This window comes from Sphingomonas sp. PEI4 (assembly GCF_056679955.1).
The window spans coordinates 1-16,991 of the sequence record NZ_JBWXPI010000010.1; the positions used below are offsets into that span (position 1 = coordinate 1).

The 16,991-nt window shown below is 66.8% G+C and carries 22 protein-coding genes; 11 read left to right on the plus strand and 11 right to left on the minus strand.

All coding sequences use genetic code 11. The features are described from left to right. Positions 1–445, plus strand: a 445-nt coding sequence (locus tag AC1MLZ_RS25430; protein WP_480962537.1) for a PQQ-dependent sugar dehydrogenase, incomplete at its 5' end; no start/stop codon positions are given. Between the two features lie 130 nt (positions 446–575). Here the strand turns inward: AC1MLZ_RS25430 and AC1MLZ_RS25435 are convergent. Then, positions 576–752, minus strand: coding sequence for a carboxymuconolactone decarboxylase family protein (locus AC1MLZ_RS25435; protein WP_480962558.1), 177 nt, complete (start codon positions 750–752; stop codon positions 576–578). Between the two features lie 103 nt (positions 753–855). On the opposite strand from AC1MLZ_RS25435, the gene AC1MLZ_RS25440 reads away from it, so the two are divergent. After that, positions 856–1,431 carry a recombinase family protein gene (locus AC1MLZ_RS25440; protein ID WP_480962538.1) on the plus strand — a complete coding sequence of 192 codons (576 nt, stop codon included), beginning with the start codon at positions 856–858 and terminating at the stop codon, positions 1,429–1,431. A 73-nt stretch (positions 1,432–1,504) separates the two neighbouring features. Here AC1MLZ_RS25440 and AC1MLZ_RS25445 read toward each other — a convergent pair whose 3' ends face one another. The 4 genes from AC1MLZ_RS25445 to AC1MLZ_RS25460 all read right to left on the minus strand — a co-directional run bounded on the left by AC1MLZ_RS25445 (position 1,505) and on the right by AC1MLZ_RS25460 (position 2,971). Beyond that, complete coding sequence (locus AC1MLZ_RS25445; protein WP_480962539.1) at positions 1,505–1,957, minus strand: hypothetical protein; 453 nt, start codon at positions 1,955–1,957, stop codon at positions 1,505–1,507. A gap of 62 nt (positions 1,958–2,019) precedes the next feature. Then, positions 2,020–2,205, minus strand: a complete 186-nt coding sequence (locus AC1MLZ_RS25450) for a hypothetical protein (RefSeq protein WP_480962540.1) — start codon at positions 2,203–2,205, stop codon at positions 2,020–2,022. Between the two features lie 117 nt (positions 2,206–2,322). Beyond that, positions 2,323–2,736 carry a DUF2442 domain-containing protein gene (locus tag AC1MLZ_RS25455; protein ID WP_480962541.1) on the minus strand — a complete coding sequence of 138 codons (414 nt, stop codon included), beginning with the start codon at positions 2,734–2,736 and terminating at the stop codon, positions 2,323–2,325. Next, positions 2,723–2,971, minus strand: coding sequence for a DUF4160 domain-containing protein (locus tag AC1MLZ_RS25460; protein ID WP_480962542.1), 249 nt, complete (start codon positions 2,969–2,971; stop codon positions 2,723–2,725). Before AC1MLZ_RS25460 ends, AC1MLZ_RS25455 begins: the two co-directional genes overlap by 14 nt. Before the next feature lie 183 nt (positions 2,972–3,154). Between AC1MLZ_RS25460 and AC1MLZ_RS25465 the strand changes: the two genes are divergently transcribed. The 3 genes from AC1MLZ_RS25465 to AC1MLZ_RS25475 are packed head-to-tail and all read left to right on the plus strand — an operon-like array spanning position 3,155 to position 5,067. Beyond that, a complete protein-coding gene (locus AC1MLZ_RS25465) occupies positions 3,155–3,826 on the plus strand; it encodes a nucleotide-binding protein (protein WP_480962543.1) in 672 nt (223 codons plus the stop codon). After that, positions 3,816–4,130: a hypothetical protein gene (locus tag AC1MLZ_RS25470; RefSeq protein ID WP_480962544.1), complete on the plus strand. Its 315-nt coding sequence runs from the start codon at positions 3,816–3,818 to the stop codon at positions 4,128–4,130. The genes AC1MLZ_RS25465 and AC1MLZ_RS25470 overlap by 11 nt, the downstream gene beginning before the upstream one ends. A gap of 13 nt (positions 4,131–4,143) precedes the next feature. Then, on the plus strand, positions 4,144–5,067 hold the full coding sequence (locus tag AC1MLZ_RS25475) for a replication initiator protein A (protein ID WP_480962545.1): 924 nt from the start codon (positions 4,144–4,146) through the stop codon (positions 5,065–5,067). A gap of 517 nt (positions 5,068–5,584) precedes the next feature. Here the strand turns inward: AC1MLZ_RS25475 and AC1MLZ_RS25480 are convergent. From AC1MLZ_RS25480 to AC1MLZ_RS25495, 4 genes are read right to left on the minus strand one after another with little or no spacing between them, the layout of a single operon-like run. Beyond that, positions 5,585–7,150, minus strand: coding sequence for a type IV secretory system conjugative DNA transfer family protein (locus tag AC1MLZ_RS25480; RefSeq protein ID WP_480962546.1), 1,566 nt, complete (start codon positions 7,148–7,150; stop codon positions 5,585–5,587). Beyond that, on the minus strand, positions 7,150–7,692 hold the full coding sequence (locus AC1MLZ_RS25485) for a hypothetical protein (RefSeq protein WP_480962547.1): 543 nt from the start codon (positions 7,690–7,692) through the stop codon (positions 7,150–7,152). The genes AC1MLZ_RS25480 and AC1MLZ_RS25485 overlap by 1 nt, the downstream gene beginning before the upstream one ends. After that, entirely contained in the window at positions 7,692–7,916 is a 225-nt protein-coding gene (locus tag AC1MLZ_RS25490) for a conjugal transfer protein TraD (protein WP_480962548.1), read from the minus strand. Before AC1MLZ_RS25490 ends, AC1MLZ_RS25485 begins: the two co-directional genes overlap by 1 nt. A 13-nt stretch (positions 7,917–7,929) precedes the next feature. Then, positions 7,930–8,259 carry a conjugal transfer protein TraD gene (locus AC1MLZ_RS25495; protein WP_480962549.1) on the minus strand — a complete coding sequence of 110 codons (330 nt, stop codon included), beginning with the start codon at positions 8,257–8,259 and terminating at the stop codon, positions 7,930–7,932. Positions 8,260–8,434: 175 nt separating this feature from the next. On the opposite strand from AC1MLZ_RS25495, the gene traA reads away from it, so the two are divergent. Further along, positions 8,435–11,350, plus strand: coding sequence for a Ti-type conjugative transfer relaxase TraA (traA, locus tag AC1MLZ_RS25500; RefSeq protein WP_480962550.1), 2,916 nt, complete (start codon positions 8,435–8,437; stop codon positions 11,348–11,350). Between the two features lie 10 nt (positions 11,351–11,360). Beyond that, positions 11,361–12,092: a DUF6118 family protein gene (locus AC1MLZ_RS25505; protein WP_480962551.1), complete on the plus strand. Its 732-nt coding sequence runs from the start codon at positions 11,361–11,363 to the stop codon at positions 12,090–12,092. 23 nt (positions 12,093–12,115) lie between these two features. Here the strand turns inward: AC1MLZ_RS25505 and chrA are convergent, their stop codons facing one another. Beyond that, the gene (chrA, locus tag AC1MLZ_RS25510; protein ID WP_480962552.1) at positions 12,116–13,339 is read right to left on the minus strand and encodes a chromate efflux transporter; all 1,224 of its coding nucleotides are present in this window, start codon (positions 13,337–13,339) and stop codon (positions 12,116–12,118) included. Between the two features lie 14 nt (positions 13,340–13,353). After that, positions 13,354–14,313 (minus strand): chromate resistance protein ChrB domain-containing protein, encoded by a 960-nt coding sequence (locus tag AC1MLZ_RS25515; protein ID WP_480962553.1) that lies wholly within the window; start codon positions 14,311–14,313, stop codon positions 13,354–13,356. 86 nt (positions 14,314–14,399) lie between these two features. Here AC1MLZ_RS25515 and AC1MLZ_RS25520 point away from each other — a divergent pair, with 86 nt between their 5' ends. The 4 genes from AC1MLZ_RS25520 to AC1MLZ_RS25535 all read left to right on the plus strand — a co-directional run. Further along, positions 14,400–14,765 (plus strand): Rap1a/Tai family immunity protein, encoded by a 366-nt coding sequence (locus AC1MLZ_RS25520; protein WP_480962554.1) that lies wholly within the window; start codon positions 14,400–14,402, stop codon positions 14,763–14,765. A gap of 125 nt (positions 14,766–14,890) precedes the next feature. Beyond that, the gene (locus tag AC1MLZ_RS25525) at positions 14,891–15,715 is read left to right on the plus strand and encodes a DUF1259 domain-containing protein (protein WP_480962555.1); all 825 of its coding nucleotides are present in this window, start codon (positions 14,891–14,893) and stop codon (positions 15,713–15,715) included. A gap of 4 nt (positions 15,716–15,719) precedes the next feature. Continuing rightward, positions 15,720–16,061 (plus strand): Rap1a/Tai family immunity protein, encoded by a 342-nt coding sequence (locus tag AC1MLZ_RS25530; RefSeq protein ID WP_480962556.1) that lies wholly within the window; start codon positions 15,720–15,722, stop codon positions 16,059–16,061. Positions 16,062–16,161: 100 nt separating this feature from the next. Continuing rightward, positions 16,162–16,991: PQQ-dependent sugar dehydrogenase (locus tag AC1MLZ_RS25535; RefSeq protein WP_480962557.1), on the plus strand; the 830-nt coding region annotated here is incomplete at its 3' end.

The window sequence follows — 16,991 nt, forward strand, 5'->3', positions numbered from 1 at the left end:
CGACAGCCAGGGTCGCCTCTGGGAAGTGGAGATGGGTCCGCGCGGTGGTGACGAGCTGAACCGGCCGGAGGCGGGCAAGGACTATGGCTGGCCCGCTATCGGCTACGGCGAAGAGTATTCGGGAAAGCCGATCCATAAGGCGACCCAGGCCCGAGGCATGGAGCAGCCCACCTACTATTGGGACCCGGTCATCTCGCCGTCGGGCATGACGATCTACTCGGGAAGCCTCTTTCCCGAGTGGCGCGGCAACGTGTTCATAGGCGGCCTGTCCAGCAAGGCGCTGGTGCGGCTCGTGATGGACGGCGATCGCGTAGTCGGCGAGGAGCGCCTGCTGACCGACCGCAACGCCCGCATCCGCGAAGTCGTCCAGGGACCGGACGGTGCCCTATACGTGCTCACGGATGCGGAGAACGGGAGTCTGCTGAAGATCACACCACAGGCCTAGGGCTACAACACACTCCACCGGAGCCAACGCACGGCCAAACGGTTTTCGCCCTCTGTCTTGACACTCCCGCAATCGGTCGATTGCGGGAGATCAAAACTTCCTTGGTCTTTGAGGCCTTAAAAGCCGCCCGTTACCCTTCACCCGGCCCGAACACGTCCCGCGCGATCGCCACCGCGTTCAGCGCGGCGGGGAAGCCCGCATAGGGGATCATCTGAATCACGGTTTCGATCAGCTCTTGGCGCGATGCCCCTAACGGGGTTGCCGCCCTTCTCCCGCGAACGCTCGATTGCGCGAGGGTCGCGCCGATCGCGGCCGAGGCCGTTGAAACGGCCCGTTTAGCTTCCGAAAACCGTCCCTTGTTTCCTTCTCCGAAATCCGGCTAGGTCGCGTCGAGTTTTCGGAGAAGCCCCTTGCTCGTCGGCTACGCCCGCGTGTCCACCAGGGACCAGTCCCCTGCCCTACAGCTCAATGCACTCCGCGAAGCCGGATGCGAGAAGGTGTTCACCGAAAAGGCGTCGGGCGCGCAGCGCGATCGGCCGGAGTTGAAGGCAGCGCTCGATTATCTCCGCGCCGGCGACACGCTGGCGGTGTGGAAGCTCGACCGGCTCGCGCGATCGGTGCGCCAGCTCGTCGAGACTGCCGAAGATCTCGCCAAGCGCGAGATCGGCCTTCGCGTGCTCACCCAGGCGATTGATACCACCAGCCCCGGCGGGCGGCTTGTGTTCCACGTCTTCGCGGCCGTGGCGGAGTTCGAGCGCGAGCTGACGTTGGAGCGCACCCATGCCGGGCTTGCCCAGGCGCGGGCCTTGGGGCGACGCGGCGGGCGCAAGCCGGCGATGGGGCCGGCCGAGATCAAACGCGCCAGGGCCATGCTCGCCGATCCGACCATCACCGTCGAGGAGGTCGCGCAGCAGTTCGGGGTGCAGCCATCGACGCTCTACCGGCACATTCCAGGCGGGCGCAGCTCGCTTAGTCAACCGGCATAGCGGAGGCCGTCATTCGACGGCCGCGTCTTTGTCCCACCCACCCAACCCTTGGGCCGGGCCTCCAGCCCGGCAGTCAGGCGAACAGGTCGCCGATCGCGCGCAGCCGGAAGGCGTTACGCCACCGGCGCCTACGATGTTCGCTGGCGTCGTGGACCATGTGGCAACGCTGGCAGAGCGCGGCGAGGTTGCGCGGCCGGTTGTCGCCGGGATCATGGTTCAGGTGCGCGCTGGCGAGGACCACGCGCGTCACCCGCATCGTCGCGGGCGGGTCGATGCCGGTAAGTCCCGGTTGCGCGCCCGCAAGCTCGTCCGGCGACGGCAGGCGGCGAAGCCCCCTGCCCTGCCCGTCGCGCCAGGTCGCGGCGTCCTCGTCCCACCAGACGCCATTGCCGAGGTGCAGCACGTCGCGGCCATGCGGGCGATGGCAATGCTCGCAGCGCCCTTTCGCGCGGCGGAAGCGAATGAGGTTCGACAGCTCACGCCAGTCAATCGGGTAAAGCCAGCGATGTTCGCGCGCGATCGGCATAGGCCAATTCTGAATCATCGCACCCAAGAACGAAAGCAGAAAATGCCTAATTTGCAGTCTTATCAGCGACCCTCGGCGATCGGCATCGAGGGCCGCGAAGACTCAGCGCCCCCATTTGCAAGCCGCGCATATTCTTCGGCCATCTGGAGGTGTATCGCCTTGATCGCCGGATCAACGCACGACGCCGCCAGCTCGCGTTCCTGTTGTTCGCGCCGCTGATAATATTCGGGGCTGTTCAGTTCCGACATGGCGATAGCTCACTACAACAAGGTCGGTTCGGAAGCGAATCGAACGAAGTTGCCAGCCTGACAACCTACAGCCCTTTGCACCTTCTTAGGATAACAGGAATGAAGGACCATAGGTGATTAGGCCGCAGCGTGCTTCCGAGGCCGACCGCCCTTTCGACCGTTCTCGCGCGAGGCGGCGACCTTGACGGCAGTGCGGGAACGCCCCCCTTCCGCGCCGAGCTGGCGGGCCATCCATTGCTTGGAGCCGAACACGCCTTGAAGCAGCGCCGGAACGTAGAGGTCCGCATCGAGCTTGGGCCAGTGAAGGCCCAGCCCCGCCGGACTGACCTCGATTTCCGCCAAGTTGTCCGGCGACGCATCGGCCAGCCCTTCGGCGAGCTGCGTCGGAAACGTCAGCTCGACTCCGGTGTTGAGCGCGACCACGACCCGCGACCGCCGGCGATCATAGCGGGCGGACACGGCATGGCCCGCGGCGCGGATGGTTTCCATGCGCGCTTCGGCTTGCGCCAGCTCCTGCTCAGTAATTGCCATGTATCGTCCTCCATTCCGCGCATAGCGCCGGCACCAGCTCGACCAGCGCGGCCTCGATCTTGTTCACGTCCGGCACCTTGAAGCCGTAGCTGTCCCGCAGCTCGGGCGGGCCATCGGGACAGTTCAGGTTAAACACCGCCTCCCCTTCCGCGCCCTTCACATGGACATGCGCCGGTCGATGATCGTTGGGCCAGATCACGACCCGCAGGCCACCGATGCGATTGACGACGGGCATGAGCCGACATATCAGAAACCCAAGCGCTAGGGAATAGTTGCACGGTGAGCGCGTCCCTTGCGGGACCGCGCTCTATCTCCGCTGCGCTCCGACCGAGCCGCCTTGCGTCTCGGCGCTTCGCGTGACGATCGCTCGCGCGAGAAGGTGCGAAGAGACTTTCCTTCTTCATAACTCACCTTCATAGTGTACGAGGTAAGAGAACAAGAAGGGGCGAAGGTGCAAATCTACTCACTCATCAGCCAGAAGGGCGGGGCGGGTAAAAGCACGCTTGCCCGTCAGCTCGCGGTTCTAGCGGGCGAGACAGAACCGAGCCTTATCATCGACCGAGACCCGCAGCGCACGACGACGAAATGGTGGACGCGCCGCGAGCAGATCGAACCGGCGTTTGAGCGCCCCGAGCTGATCGACCTGGACGGCACCACCCTAACCGACGCGGCGAAGAGTCTCCGACGCAAGCCCGAGGGCGCGCTGTTCATCGACACGCGCCCGGCCGTCGAAGAGCCCGAGGCCGAGGCGGCGCGCGTCGCGGACTTGGTGATCGTGCCGGTGCGGCCGTCCCCGGACGATTTGGAGGCGGTCGGCGAGACGTTGAAGATCCTTCGTCGGCTCGACCAGCGCGCGGTCGTCATCGTCAACGCGGCCAAGAATGACTCGCGCGCGACCGCAGCGCGCGCCGCCCTGTCGCGCTACCCGGTCCCGGTTTGCCCGACCCACCTGTCCGATCGCACCGTCTATCTGGACGCGTCGCTTGAAGGGAGGGGCGTCACAGAAATGCGCGGCCAGGCGGCGCGCGACGCGGCCGACGAGTTGCGCCAGGTTTGGAGCTGGATTCAGGAGATACGACATGAGCAGTAAGCGCACCGGCCGCGCGCTCGCCGACGTGATGGGCGAGCTGGACGAGGAGCCGGCCGCGGCTCCGATCGCCGCGGCGACGGCCGAAGCCGCGCCCGTTCGGGACACCGCATCGCCGGCGATCGTGCCGATCAACGTGCAAGTCACCCCGCGCGACCGCAAGCGGCTCCGCCAGCTAAGCCTCGACACGGGGCTTAGCTTGCAGAAGCTGGGGCATGAGGCGTGGAACCGGTTGCTGGAGGCGCGCGGGCTGGAGCCGCTTGAGGCGGTCGCCGCGAGCGTTCCGAGCGGCCGATCGCGCCGCTGACCTTGGAGCCTTTATGACTAAGAAGGGCAGAAGGAAAGAAGGCGAACCCGTCGGCTTGCTCGACCAGCTCGACTTATTCGTGACGTTGCCGGGCGACATACCGACCCACGACGAGCAGGAGATGATGGAGCGGCCTTTTTTCAGCCTCTCCAAGCAGCGCCGCAGCGAGCCGATCGACTATTCGGTTCAGAATGGGACCACGACCGTCACCGTCAACGTCACGGCCCCGGCCGAGATCGGCATCGCGACCATTTGGGATTGCGACATCCTGATATGGGCGGTGTCGCAGCTCCGGGCGGCGAAGGCGGCGGGCCAGCCAACGACGCCGCACTTCCACGTCCCACTCTATGAGCTGCTACGCGGCATCGACCGGCCAACAGGAGGAGACGAGTATCGTCGGATCGTGGAGGCATTGGAGCGGCTGAGCGCCACCCTGATCCGCACCAATATCCGCCAGGGCAAGAAGAAGCGTCCCGAGGGCTTTCACTGGATCGAGCGCTATTCGGCACCGACCGACGACTTGGGACGATCGACCGGCGTCGAGTTCACCATATCCGATTGGCTCTACGAGGGCGTGTTGACCGATCGCCTCGTGCTCGGCATCGACCGGGCCTACTTCAAACTGACCGGCGGGATCGAGCGGTGGCTTTACCGCGTCGTCCGCAAGCATGGCGGCCACCAGGCGGCGGGTTGGGCCTTCACCATGAAGCAGCTCCACCACAAGAGCGGCAGCACCCAGCGCCTAGCAGACTTTGCCAAGGAATTGCGGGTCGCGGTCGAGCGGCAGCGACTACCCGGCTATTGGCTGGAATTGGTGAGGAACGATGAAGGTGAGGAGGTTCTTAACTTCACAGAGCGATGCCAGCTTTCAACCGATCACCCAGGGTTCCAGTTCAAGCGCCTACCGCGGCCTCCGATGGGGTTTCCGGCCGACTGATCGCCAGGGGCCAAAACCCCGATAGTGACCAAGCCCCGACTATCGGGGGAATGGCCCCTGCGAATCACGGGGTTTTGGCCCCGCGAATCACGGGGTTTTGGCCCCTGAAACTGCCGCTAACCCATTGAGAGAACAAGGCTAAACAGCTCCGTAAGAGTCTTAAACCTCCTATTACATAGGAGATTCTTCTTAAAGACCCGGGCTTGTGGATAACCCATAACAACCCGTCCAATCGGGGGCCAAAACCCCGATAGTGCGCGACACAACACGCCTCAGCACGATCGACCGAAGGAGAAGGGGTCAATGGAATCGGCCTAACGGCCGATGCGCTTTCGCTGCGTGCCGCCTTCGGCGTCACAGGAGCGGCGCAGGCGCCGCAGGCTAGGCGGGAAAGAAGTGGGGCAGGGTGGCGACGGAATCGCCCGCTACGGCCACCCAGGAGCGCCGTGAGGGCAGGAGAGGGGCTTTCGGGTGGTTCGGGTGCCTGACACGGCGAGCGTCGTCAGCAGGGCTTAAATCAGGCGGGGTCGAACAGCCCCGCGAACTCGCGCTGGTCGTAGTAGCGGATTTTCTCGACCGGGAGCGGGTGTTCGCCCTGGCGCAGCAGCAGGAGCTGGTCGGGCCGCATCCGCATGATTTCGTCTGGCGTGGCAAGCCGGCGGGCGGAGACGTGCGCGCTGGTGCTTTCCGAGTAGGAGCCGTCGGAGAAGATGCTGGACGGCCCCGAGCTGCCGACCGTCTGATATTCGATGGTGGTGTCGCCGATCGTGCGCGAAAGCATGTCGGCGGTGGCATGATCGTTGACCCCGAACGCCTGGATCACGCCGGCGTTGGACATGAACGTGCCGGCCTTGTCGCCATAGTTCGCCTTGAGCTGGTGCATGTCCTGGAGGATCGGCCAGAGCTGAATCCCATAACCCGCCATCAGCCCCATCGCGCGTTCGATCGGTTCGAGACGGCCAAGGGACGCGAACTCGTCCAGCAGGAACAGCACCGGCCGGGGAGGGCGGGCGGTCGATCGCGCCATGTCGGTGACGGCTTGCGATACGAGCAGCCGCAGCCAGCGCGCATAGGTATCGAGTCGATCGGGCGGCAGGCAGAGGAATACCGTGGCGGTCGATTCCTTCAACCCGGCGAACGTGAAATCCGATGCAGCCGTGCTGGCGACGATCCGCGGGCTGTCGAGGAAATGCGTGTGGCGCTGCGCCGAGGACAGCACGCCGGCGGCCTCGCGGTCGGACTTGCCGAGCTGGCGATTGGCGGCGCGCGCGACCAGGCCACCGGCGCCGGTGCTGTCCTGCATCGCCGCCAGCAGCGCGGCGAAGCGGGCAGGGGCGAGCGTCAGATAATCGCGCACGGTCGCCAGGGTGCGGCGATCGGCGGGCTCGGTCGTGACGACGTGCAGGATCAGCCCGGCGATGAGCGCCTTGGCTTCCTCGTTCCAGTGCGCTTCGCCGGATTGTCCCGGCGCGTCGTGAACCAGCGCGTCGGCGAGCGTATTGGCATCTTCCGCGAGATCGAGGCTGGCGGGATCGAGCCGGTCGAGCGGGTTGTAGCGGGCAGGGGTGCGCCCCGAGACGCCGAACGGATCGAGGCACCAAACCGGCCCCTTGGCGGTGCGTGCGCGGGCGGTGACACGGGCGTTCTCGCCCTTGGGATCGATGCAGATCACCGAGCGGTCGAGGACGAGCAGGTTGGGGATGATCGTGCCGACGCCTTTCCCCGAGCGGGTGGGGGCCATCGTCAGAAGATGCGCCGCGCCGTCATAGCGCAGCAGCTTCCCCGACTTCGCCGAGCGGCCGATGAGAAGATCCCCGGTCGCTTCGAGGCGTTGCACGTCGGCGCGCGATCCGAAGCGGGCGGACCCTAGCAGCTCGTTATGCCGGTTGGCGGCGCGGCTGTTGATGCGCCAGGTTGCGGCGATCAGTCCGACGAGGACCAGGAACGACAGCGTGCCGGAAATGTCCCCGGCTCCGAAGATGCCTTCGAGCCAGCGGGCGGTCGCATAGGCGGCGACGAACGCGACGACGATCGCGAGCCGCCAGCTTATCGGCCGACGCCCGCCGATGAGGGGTCCGGCCATCAGCGTGCCGCCGTGGCAGGATGATCGTGCAGGTCCCGCACGACCTTGGCGCACAGGTCCGGGGGCAGGGCTTCATCCATGAACATCGAGAACAGATCGTCCCCGACCGGCGCGGCCATCAAACCCTTGGAGAGCAGGTAGGTGCGGCGATCCGCGTCGGCTTCGCGCCACCCGACGACTTGCGCGGGCGTTCCCCGAACAAAATCCATCGCCCGAACCTGCGCGCGCACGGCCTCGGCATCGGCTCGCACCACGACCTGTCCGTCCGCGTCATAGCCGTGCCGGGCCAGGTGATCGGCGAGCAGATCGGCATCGAGCAGCTTACCAACAATTTGAACACCCAGTTCCGGCGACACGCCCTCGTCCAGCAGCATGGCGAACAGCGCATCCTCGTTCGGCGTCGGGATCATGTCCTCGATCACCAGGTTGGCGCGGGAGTCCTCATAGGCCATGCGCCACTCTTCAATTTCGGCGGGCGTGCCGCGCACGAAGTCCATCGCTCGGACATCAGCCCGCACCGCCTCGATATCAAAATCGCCCATCAGCTCGCCTCCGTCGTTTCCGCTTCCGCATCGAACGCCCGTTTGCCGCGTCGCTTCCACAACGCGAGCGCATCGCCGGTATCATCACCGCGAGCGCGTCCGGCGAGATCGAGCAGCGCGCCGTAGAGGGTGGCGCGATCGTCGTCGGTCAGCTCGACCAGGCCGGCTTTCTGGACGAGGCCGCCCAGCTCGATCAGGTGGCGCGTTCGTTCGCGGCGTTGCACGACCCAGGCCCTGCTATCCGTTCGCCGCGCTGCCGCTTCCGCCCGCAGCATCGCCGCCCGGTTCAGCTTGAGTAGCCGATCCGTCGATTGCAGCAGCGCCGCCACCTTTGCGCCCACGCCGTTGAAAGAAAGCCGCGCCCTTCACGCGCCACGCCTCCCTCGCGCCAGCATCTTTCGACCCGATCGCATCGAGCAGCGCGCCCGCCAGCGTCTCAGCATCGAGCGCATCGGCCCCGGTCGCGGCGACGAGCTGGCCTAGCTGTTCAACCCTTTTTGCTTTGAGTGCTCGCGCCTTGTCGTTCAGCGCCTTCAGCTCGGCATCGTAATCGCGAACCTTCCGCATCGCCTTCACCCTTCCGCGTATCGACTAGAAGCACTTTAGCGCGCTCAGCATAGGGGTAAAGCCAGAACGTCAACACAAGCACCCGCAAGTCAATCACGAGGAGCGCAGCGGATTGTGAGTGCGCGCTTATACGTCATTGCCGACGTGCGCTAAGTAAGGCAGTATGTGCGGTAGCATGGCGATCTACCATTTCTCCGCCAAGATCATCAGCCGCAACACCGGCGCGAGCGCGGTGGCGAGCGCCGCCTATCGTTCCGCATCCGAGCTGCACGACGACCGGCTCAATCGCAATCACGACTTCAGCAACAAGGCGGGCGTCATCCACTCCGAGGTGATGTTGCCGGAGGGCGCGCCGGAGCGTTTAAACGACCGTTCGACCTTGTGGAACGAGGTCGAGGCAGGAGAAAAGCGCAAGGACGCGCAGCTTGCGCGCGAGGTAGAGTTCTCGATTCCGCGTGAGATGAATGAGAAGCAGGGCGTCGCGCTGGCGCAGGAGTTCGTGAAAAAGCAGTTTGTCGATCGCGGGATGGTCGCGGACCTGAACGTGCATTGGGACAAGGCGAGGGACGGCAGCCCCAAGCCGCACGCGCATGTCATGCTGGCGATGCGCGGCGTGGGGCCAGACGGGTTCGGCCAGAAGAACCGCGACTGGAACAGCACCGAGCTGTTGAAGGACTGGCGCGAGGCGTGGAGCGCGCACGTCAACGAGCGCATGGCCGAGCTGGGGCATGAGGGCCGGATCGACCATCGCTCCTATGAGGCGCAGGGCATCGAGCTGGAGCCGCAGCATAAGATCGGCCCCGCCGCATCGCGGCGACCGGAGCAGGGGCTTGAGGCGGAGCGGATCGAGGATCACGCGCGCATCGCCCGCGACAATGGCGATCGGATCATCGCCAATCCCAATGTCGCGCTGGACGCGATCACCCGGCAGCAGGCGACGTTCACCACCCGCGACCTTGCGACGTTCGCGTTCCGGCACAGCGACGGCAAGGATCAGTTCGACCAGGTGATGGGGGCGGTGCGCGCATCCCCCGAGCTGGTCGCGCTGGGCAGGGACGGGCGCGACCAGGAGCGGTTCACGTCGCGCGACATGATCGCGGTGGAGGCCCGGCTTGAGCGCGCGGGCGACGAGCTGGGTGCGCGTCGTGAGCATGGCGTCGCCGATCGGCAGCGCGGGGCGGCGCTGGCGTCGGCCGAGGGCAGGGGCCTTGTCCTGTCCGGCGAGCAGCGCGACGCCTTCGATCATGTAACCGGAGCCGAGGGACTGGCGTCGGTCGTCGGCTATGCCGGCAGCGGCAAATCGGCGATGCTTGGCGTCGCGCGCGAGGCTTGGGAGGGGCAGGGCTACACGGTGCGCGGCGCGGCCTTGTCCGGCATCGCAGCCGAGAATCTTGAGGGCGGGTCAGGCATCGCGTCGCGCACGATCGCGAGCCTTGAACACGCATGGGGGCAGGGGCGCGAGCAGCTAGGCCCGCGCGATGTGCTGGTGGTGGACGAGGCGGGGATGATCGGCTCGCGCCAGATGGAGCGGGTGTTGAGTCAGGCCCGCGACGCCGGGGCCAAGGTCGTCATGGTCGGCGACCCCGAGCAGTTGCAGGCGATCGAGGCGGGCGCGGCGTTCCGCAGTGTCACCGAGCGGCACGGCGCGGCCGAGATCACCGAGATCAGGCGGCAGCGCGAGGACTGGCAGCGCAACGCCACGCGTGCGCTGGCGACCGGGCGCACCGGCGAGGCGGTCCATGCCTATGACGGCAAGGGCATGGTCCATGCAGCCGACACGCGCGAGCAGGCGCGGGGCGAGCTGGTGGACGGTTGGGATCGTGCGCGTCAGGCCGAGCCGGGCAAATCCCGTGTCATCCTCACCCACACCAACGCCGAGGTCCGCGAGCTGAACGACGAGGCTCGCGGCCGACTTCGCGCGACCGGCGATCTTGGCAGCGACGTGACGTTCAGCGCCGATCGGGGCGCGCGCCAGTTCGCGAGCGGCGACCGCTTGATGTTCCTGCGGAACGAGCGGTCGCTAGGGGTGAAGAACGGCACGCTTGGCACGATCGAGCGGGTATCGGCCGAGGGGATGAAGGTTCGGCTCGACAGTGGCGCGCACGTCGCGTTCGACGCGAAGGACTATGCCCATGTCGATCATGGCTATGCGGCGACGTTCCACAAATCGCAGGGCGTGACGGTCGATCGCGCCCATGTCCTCGCCACCCCAGGCATGGACCGCCATAGCGCCTATGTCGGCATGTCGCGGCATCGCGACGGAGTGCAGCTCCATTACGGTCGTGACGACTTCGCCGATCAGCGCCAGCTTGTCCGCGCCCTGTCGCGCGACCGGGGCAAGGACATGGCGGGCGACTATGCGCGGCCGGAGCAGGACCAGGCCCGCGCGTTCGCCGACCGGCGCGAGATCCGGTTCCCGGAACTCGCGCGTCAGGCGGCGGAGAAGGTCCGCGACAAGGCCAGGGGCATGTTCGCCGGGTTCCGGCCGAAGCCGGCGACCGAAAAAGTGACGTCGCCGGAGCGCATCGCGATCGATCGGCCGCTGGCGCCCTCGCAGGGGAAGGCGATCGAGCGCTACGGGCGCGCCGCGGCCGACATGGACCGGATGCGCGAGCAGGGGTTGCCGGTGCTGGCGCATCAGGAGGGCGCGTTGCGGCGCGCCGGCGAGGCGCTGGACGAGACCAGGCCCCATGCCGCGCGCGACCTCGCCAGCGCGATCGAGCGCGACCCGCAGCTCGCGCGCGCCGCGGCCGAAGGCAACACGGGCGGCGCGGCGAAGGCGATGGCCGAGGAGCAGCGGGTCAGGCTCGACCCGGACGCGCGCGCCGAACGGTTCGTGAAGGACTGGCGCGGCATGGCGCAGGTCCGCGCCGGCATGGAGCGCGCGGGCGATCGGACGGGGGCCGAGAAGTTAGGCAAGCGCATGGCGGGCGTCGCCGGCGGGCTGCATCGCGACCCGCAGCTTGAATCCGCCTTGAAGCGTCGCGCCCCCGAGCTGGCGCTGAATATGGACCGGGGCCGGTCGATCGGCGACGAGCTGGCGCGGTCGATCGGTCCCGAGCGCACCCGCGACCGTGGCATGAGTCTGTAGAGGGAGCGGGATGGAGGAGTTCGACCAGGAGCAGGGCGATCCGGCCGAGGCGTTCGAGAAGCTGCGCGCCGAGGTTGAATCTTCGCGGGGCGAGCTGGCGTTACTCCGTCGCGCGATCGAGGGCTTGGCGTCCGAGCGAGGCGCGGTCGACGCGCCTGACTATTCCGAGACGCTAGGGCGAATACAGCAGGGCATGGACGCCACGGCCGAGCGTATCGCGGTCATCAACGACGTGATCGCCCGGAGCCCGGCGCTGGCGATGACGCCCGAGCAGATGGCGCAGCGCATCGCCGCAGCGGGCAACGCCGCCCGGCGCGAGGACCAGGCGGCGCTGGCGACCGCGCGCAAGGGACTAGAGGACGTGACCCGCCAGCTTCACGCCTTTGTCGTATCCGGGCGCACAGGCGATGAGCAGAACCGTTGGCTGGCGTTCGTCGCGATCGGCAGCGTGATTGCCGGCATCGTGCTATGGGCGGCGTTCGCTGGACCGATCCTACGCGCGACCCCGGATAACTGGCGATGGCCCGAGAGCATGGCGGCGCGCACCCTTGGCGGGACGACATGGGAAGGCGCGCGCCGGCTTGCCGTGGCGAGCTACCCCGACACTTGGAACGCGATGGTAACGGGCGCGGTGATCGGCCAAGGCAACGAGGCGGCGCTTGAGCGTTGCCGGCGGGCCGCGAACAAGGCGGGCGAGTCGGTGAGATGCACGGTCAGGATCGGGCCGGAGGAACAGCGCTGAGCCGTATGAGCTGATCTAGCGGTTCAGGACAGGATCACCGCGCCCGTGATTGCGCCCATCCCAAGCACCACCGGCGTGCTCAATTTGCTTTTCCAGCGGTACATGACGACAAGCGCGACGGCGAAGATGGCGAGGCTCGCGAGCAAGCTAGGCGTGCGATCCGCCGTGGAGCGCGCGAGATCGACTACCGTTACCACGATCACGCCCACGACTCCCGCCGCCACGCCCGCTAGGAACAGTTGCAGCCGGCGATGCTCCACGACCGCCTCCAACCGTTCATAGAGCAGGAGCGAGAACGCGAACGCGGGCAGGAACATACCTGCCGTCATTGCCAGCGCACCCGCGAGCCCGCCGCTGATCCAGCCCACGAAGGTCGCGAAGATGACTAGCGGCGCGGGCAGGATGCCCGACAGGCCGAGCCCGTCGAGAAACTGCCCATCGGTCATCCAGCCCCGGCCCACGGTGTCATTTCGGATGAACGGGATCGCGGTATAGGCACCGCCGAAGGTGAGCAGACCTCCCTTCAACCCGGCCCAGAACAGCGCGGCCACCGAGGGCGCGACGCCGACGCCCGCGGTCGCGCCGGATGTTTCGGGTCGGCCGAGCCATAAGCCTACGACGGCAAGGGCGGCGAGCACGACGACACCTCCCGCGAGCGCGTAGCGCCGCGTCGCAGCGAGCGCGTAAGCCGCGCCGGCGGCTGGCAGCACGATCCAGAAGCTCGCGCCCGCCAGAACGGCGAGCGCGGACGCGATACCGACGATCCACAGCCAGCGGTCGACAAGGATGTGTTCGCCGATCCGATGCACCGCGCGGACGATCACGGCGAGCACCGCCGCCTGGACGCCCAGGAACATCGCCCCCAGCATGGTGCCCGCGATCGGCAGCCTAGTATAGGCCCAGGCGAGCGCCAGCATCAGCACCAGTCCCGGCAGCATGAAGCCGAGCCCCGCGAGCAGCCCACCGATCCGGCCCTTGGCGCGGATGCCGAGATGGACGCATAGCTCATGCGCTTCCGGCCCAGGGAGCACCTGCATGACGGCGAGCAGCTTGTTGAACCGGTCGCTCGGAATCCAGCGCTCCTCGTCCACGAGTTCGCGCCGGATCATCGCGATTTGCGCCACGGGGCCGCCGAACGCCATCGCGCCGAAGCGCAGGAAGCGGAGGAATAGCGCCGGGTAGCTCAGCTCGGGCGGACGGGCTTCGTCGGCAGCCGCGGCGGTGGCGGGATGTTCGATACTCGCCATGAGCAGGCTCTCCCCTATGCGTCGCGTCGTTTGATGAAGTGCGCGTAGAAGCCGTCGAGCGCGCCCGACCCTTGGACGATCCGCTCGATATCATCGTCGGTGCCCGCGCAGATGCCGTTGATGAGCGCGGCGACACCCGCCGTCTCCGGCCGACCAAACTTGTCGTCGGCGATGTCGAGGTCGTGGACGATTTCGGCGAGCGCGCGGAGCGCATGGTCGCCGTCGAGCCCGGTTCGAGATACTAGCGTCTCGAAGGTGCAGCGGTCGCCCTCGTGCGTGAACTCCGCACCCGCCATGTCGAAGCGCAGCTCGCCCGCCTCCGGCTGATATCCCTTGCCTTCTACGAACTTGAACCGAGCATCCGGGTCGATGAAGCGGCGGATCAGCCAGGCCGACGCGATGCGGTCGACGTGAACGTGCCTGCGCGTGACCCAGATGCGGTTCTTCAGCTCGCCGATCACCGCGTCCGGTGGTGCCGTCCCGCTCACGTCCGGGTGTTGACCGGCGCGGCTTCCCGCCTGCGCGATTAATGCCTCGGCACCCTGACCCCCGTGTGCGCCAAAGAAGTCGATCGCGGCAATTTCATCCAGCCGCTTGCGGAGGCGCTTAACATCGGCGTTCGACACATACTCCGCTTCGGCGATCGCCCGAGCCTCGCGCGCCAGTTCAGCATATTCCTCATCCCTCGCGGCATCGAACAGCCCCCGCAGTTCCGCGTCCGACATGCCCCCTGCCAAGCGGACTTCCAGGATCAGGGCCTCACCGCCGTTGTCCGCGATTTCGCGGTGCAACTCCTCGAACAGAGCTCGCATCGCCGGCTGGTTCGGGAGCGCGTGGACGGCGTTTTTGAGCGGCGTAGCGCCGATCGCCTGCAAGCGCCGCCACACCTTCACGCGCAGGTAGGCGGGCTTGGCCGGGAGCTGGGGAATCAGCAGCAGCCAGTCATGGGCGATCAACGGAACAACAGCAGCCATGTAGCACTTGTATCACATCGCGGAAGCGAATGAACACTTGTATCGTTTGGGCTAGGTGAACTAAAACTGCGGGTGAGGAGAACGTGATGCACGACCCCCGATCAGGCGTTCTCGCCATGCTGGCCTGCTTCGGGCTAGGAGGTGCCGCGCCGGTCGCTGCCCAGCCGCGCTACGAGACGGTCGGGCAGTTCTATCGAACATGCGTCGACGAGACGAACAGGAAGGTGAACGGCCGTTGCGAAGCCTACCTTGCCGGCGCGGCTGAGACGCTTTCCGCGTTCGGCAACGGCGGTGCCGAGGCCGGCATCTGCGGCCGGGGTGTCCAGTCGGGCGAGCTGAGCCGCATCTTTCTGGCTTGGGCGGCCGACAACCGGCACACGGCCAACATGCCCCGGCTCGCTGGCGTGACGATGGCGTTGCGCCAGCGTTTCCCATGCGGGCCGACCAGCTGAGATCGAGGAGAGAAGCATTGCGTCACGTCCTGTTCCCGTTGGCGGTCGCACTTGCCGCGCCGGTTGCGGCCCAGAGTAGTCCCCCGGCCGCGCCCGCCCAGGCGACTAATGACAGGTGGGCACTCGTGGACAAGAGCCTCGGCCGACCCGGCACCACGCAGCCCGATGGTGTCCGCCGCTACGGCTTTCCGCGCTCCGACCTCAACGTCCAGCTCGACGGGGTGACAATCAAGCCGGCGTTGGCGCTCGGCTCCTGGACGGCGTTTCACCCGATGGGTGACAAAGTGATGGTGATGGGCGACCTCGTGCTCACGCATGACGAGGTGAACCCGGTCATGAGCCGGCTGCTCGCGAGCGGGTTCACGATCACGGCGCTCCACAACCACCTTCTTCGTTCCGCGCCGGCAACGATGTATATGCACATCTCGGGGCACGGCGACCCGGTGAAGCTCGCAACCGCGCTGCGCGCGGCGCTCGCCGCCAGCCGCACGCCAATGGCTACGCCGTCCCAGGACTCGCAGCCGCCCTCGGCAGGGGCAGGATCGTCGCCGCCGATCGCGCTCGATACCGCTGCGCTCGACCGGCTGATGGCCGGCAAGGGCAAGCCGAACGGCGGAGTGTATCAGTTCAGCTTTCCGCGGGCGGAGAGGTTGACGGACGGCGGCATGCCGACTCCGGCGTCGATGGGGACGGCGACTGCGATCAATTTCCAGCCCACCGGCTCCGGCAAGGCGGCGATTACCGGCGACTTCGTGCTCACCGCGGCCGAGGTCGATCCGGTGCTCCGCGCGCTTAGGCAGAACGGGATCGAGGTCACCGCGCTCCATAATCATATGCTGGACGACCAGCCCCGGCTGTTCTTCATGCACTTCTGGGCGAATGACGACGCGGCCAAGCTCGCGCGCGGCCTTCGCGCGGCGCTCGACAAGACCAACGTGCAACGGAGCTGACCTAATGAAGCGCGAATTTTGGATGACCTTTCTCGCTGCGGCGGCGCTGGCGCCGACAGGCGCTCTCGCGCAGCCGGGAACCCCAATCAACATGCAGGGCGCTGCGTTGCTCGCGAGCTGCCGGGCGGGCGAGCCGGGCTGCGGCGCTTACCTTCAGGGGATCGTCGACATGATGATCGCGCGGCAGGATGTCTGCGATCCACCCCGCTATGACCGCGACCGGTTGCGGGCCGCCTATTTGCGCTGGGGGGAAGCCGATACATACTTCCGCGACAAGCACATGATGGCAGGCGCGGAGCGCGCGATGAGCTTGGCCTGGCCTTGCAGGGCCAGTTCGCCACGCTGACACTCAATGTTATTGCAGTAGCTAAGACCGGGCAGCTCCGACGAGATGACGTGGGGATCACTTACGAGTAATACCCCGCAAGAATATTGGAGATTTGTCGATGCGGGCCGTGATGACCTCTGCCGCCTTATGCCTTCTGATCGCGTGCGGATGCGCGGAAGCCCAGAATAGCAATCAAAGCGGTAATCTCGCGCCGGGTGGTGGCTCGAAGGAGCAGAGCAGGCCCACCGACAAGGCCGGCGCACCGGTCGAGACCGGCCCCAAAAGCGTGCCCGAGTTCGAGCCCGCCTTTCCCGGCCAGACCCGCGCCCCGGCGGTGAAGACCCGCACCACGCTCCTGGTCACGGAAATTGCTGACGGCTTCAACAAGCCTTGGGCCATCGCCTTCCTGCCGGACGCTCGCATGCTGGTGACGGAGAAGCCCGGCCAGCTCCGCATCGTGACCGCGCAGGGCACCAAGTCCGTGGCCGTAGCGGGCCTGCCCCGCGTCGACGCCCGAGGCCAGGGCGGACTACTCGACGTGGAGCTCGCCCCCGATTACGCCCGCAGCCGTCAAATCTACTGGACCTACTACGAGCTTCGCCAGGGTGGGAACGGCCTCGCCGTCGCGCGCGGACGGCTTGTCGACGGTCCCGAGCCGCGCGTCGAGAACGTCCAAGTTATTTTCCGCATGATGCCGACGCTCGAGTCGACCTTGCACGCCGGCGGCCGCATGGTGTGGGCACCGGACGGCAAGCTCTTCGTGACGCTCGGCGACCGCTCCATCTTGCCCGGCCGGGTCCAGGCGCAGCGGCTGGACAGTCATTTCGGCAAGATCGTCCGCATCAACCCCGACGGCAGCGTTCCGCGGGACAACCCGTTCGTCGGCCAGCAGGGTGCCCGGCCAGAAATCTGGTCGTCGGGCCACCGCAACATCCTATCCGCAGCACT

What these genes read in the sequence shown, in the direction of transcription:
- AC1MLZ_RS25445 (WP_480962539.1), bottom strand. Translation starts at nt 1,957, where the DNA reads ATGCCGATCGCGCGCGAACATCGCTGGCTTTACCCGATTGACTGGCGT.
- AC1MLZ_RS25450 (WP_480962540.1), bottom strand. Translation starts at nt 2,205, where the DNA reads ATGTCGGAACTGAACAGCCCCGAATATTATCAGCGGCGCGAACAACAG.
- AC1MLZ_RS25455 (WP_480962541.1), bottom strand. Translation starts at nt 2,736, where the DNA reads ATGGCAATTACTGAGCAGGAGCTGGCGCAAGCCGAAGCGCGCATGGAA.
- AC1MLZ_RS25460 (WP_480962542.1), bottom strand. Translation starts at nt 2,971, where the DNA reads ATGCCCGTCGTCAATCGCATCGGTGGCCTGCGGGTCGTGATCTGGCCC.
- AC1MLZ_RS25470 (WP_480962544.1), top strand. Translation starts at nt 3,816, where the DNA reads ATGAGCAGTAAGCGCACCGGCCGCGCGCTCGCCGACGTGATGGGCGAG.
- AC1MLZ_RS25475 (WP_480962545.1), top strand. Translation starts at nt 4,144, where the DNA reads ATGACTAAGAAGGGCAGAAGGAAAGAAGGCGAACCCGTCGGCTTGCTC.
- AC1MLZ_RS25480 (WP_480962546.1), bottom strand. Translation starts at nt 7,150, where the DNA reads ATGGCCGGACCCCTCATCGGCGGGCGTCGGCCGATAAGCTGGCGGCTC.
- AC1MLZ_RS25485 (WP_480962547.1), bottom strand. Translation starts at nt 7,692, where the DNA reads ATGGGCGATTTTGATATCGAGGCGGTGCGGGCTGATGTCCGAGCGATG.
- AC1MLZ_RS25495 (WP_480962549.1), bottom strand. Translation starts at nt 8,259, where the DNA reads ATGCGGAAGGTTCGCGATTACGATGCCGAGCTGAAGGCGCTGAACGAC.
- traA (WP_480962550.1), top strand. Translation starts at nt 8,435, where the DNA reads ATGGCGATCTACCATTTCTCCGCCAAGATCATCAGCCGCAACACCGGC.
- AC1MLZ_RS25505 (WP_480962551.1), top strand. Translation starts at nt 11,361, where the DNA reads ATGGAGGAGTTCGACCAGGAGCAGGGCGATCCGGCCGAGGCGTTCGAG.
- chrA (WP_480962552.1), bottom strand. Translation starts at nt 13,339, where the DNA reads ATGGCGAGTATCGAACATCCCGCCACCGCCGCGGCTGCCGACGAAGCC.
- AC1MLZ_RS25515 (WP_480962553.1), bottom strand. Translation starts at nt 14,313, where the DNA reads ATGGCTGCTGTTGTTCCGTTGATCGCCCATGACTGGCTGCTGCTGATT.
- AC1MLZ_RS25520 (WP_480962554.1), top strand. Translation starts at nt 14,400, where the DNA reads ATGCACGACCCCCGATCAGGCGTTCTCGCCATGCTGGCCTGCTTCGGG.
- AC1MLZ_RS25530 (WP_480962556.1), top strand. Translation starts at nt 15,720, where the DNA reads ATGAAGCGCGAATTTTGGATGACCTTTCTCGCTGCGGCGGCGCTGGCG.